Source organism: Sinomonas susongensis (assembly GCF_005877005.1).
In the GTDB taxonomy this organism is placed as follows: Bacteria; Actinomycetota; Actinomycetes; order Actinomycetales; family Micrococcaceae; genus Sinomonas; species Sinomonas susongensis.
In genome coordinates, this window is the sequence record NZ_SSNH01000034.1 from 1 (window position 1) to 1,137 (window position 1,137).

A 1,137-nucleotide genomic window follows, 5' to 3' on the forward strand; every position below is an offset into this window, starting at 1 on the left:
GGCGGATTCAAGGCATGTTGGCAACGGCCTGTTCGATGTCTTCGAGGAAGACTTCTCGTGGTGTTTTGAAGCCTAGTGTCTTGCGTGGCCGGTTGTTCATCTCGAAGGCGATGGCCTCGAGGTAGGAGGGGTCGCTGGGGATCTTGCTGCCCTTGGGCAGGTACTGGCGCAGCAGGCCGTTGGTGTTCTCGTTTGTGCCGCGTTGCCATGGCGAATGGGGGTCGGCGAAGTAGACGTCCATGTCGGTGGCGAGGGTTATCGCGGCATGGCCGGCCATCTCCTTGCCCCGATCCCAGGTCAGCGTCTTCCGCAGCGCCTGGGGCAGCCCGTGGACCTTGTCGATCACGCCTCCAGTGACGGCGGTGGTGCTCTTCGCCGGCAGCGGCACGAGGATGAGGAACCGGCTCTTGCGCTCGACCAAGGTCCCCACCGCAGTGGCATTGCGGGCCCCCATCACAAGATCGCCCTCCCAGTGGCCGGGGACCTTGCGGCCCTGGGCCTCGGCCGGGCGGGTCTCGATCGAGGGAAGGGAGGCCTCGTAGGCCGAGTTCCCGGCCTTGGACCGCTTCGACCGGCCCAGCCGCTCGGCCCCGCCCTTGCGGAGCATGATGCCGTGATGCTTGAGCTCCCCGACGGGCATCGCGTAGATCCAGGTGTAGATCGCTTCATGTGACACGGTGAGCCCCTCCGTCCAGGTGCTCCCATCCAATACCGACTCGGGCCCGCTCTCAGCCTCATGCTCGAGCCGGCCAGCGATCTGCTCTGGGGAGAGCCCGCGTTTGAGGTCGCGCAGGACCCGGGTGTGCAGCAGCGGGTACGCGTCGACTTTCCGCCAGCCCACCCGCTGACGGTTCTCGGCAGCATACCCGTGGGCCTCTGAGGCCCGGTACCGGGCCCGGGCTACGTCCGCCGCCAGCGGCAGCTCGGCCCGGGACCAGCGCACATTCCTGCGGATCTCCCTCGATATGACCGACGGCGCCCTGCCCAGCAGGGCGGCGATCGCCCTGATCGACATCCGCTTTCCAATCCCCGCCTGGATCATCAGCCGATCCTCAGCAGTCAGCTCCCTACGCGCCATGCGACTCCTCAGCTCATGCCCCCGAAATCATCGCAAGCGTTGCTTCGAAGTCCTGAACT

1 protein-coding gene is annotated in these 1,137 nt (G+C 66.3%); it reads right to left on the reverse strand.

All coding sequences use genetic code 11. The annotated features are described in order from the left end of the window. Positions 1 to 7 precede the first annotated feature (7 nt). A complete protein-coding gene (locus E6A21_RS17715) occupies positions 8 to 1,078 on the reverse strand; it encodes an IS30 family transposase (RefSeq protein ID WP_138445490.1) in 1,071 nt (356 codons plus the stop codon). Between the last annotated feature and the right edge of the window lie 59 nt (positions 1,079 to 1,137).

Coding starts and splice junctions, on each gene's coding strand:
- E6A21_RS17715 (WP_138445490.1), bottom strand. CDS start 1,078: ATGGCGCGTAGGGAGCTGACTGCTGAGGATCGGCTGATGATCCAGGCG.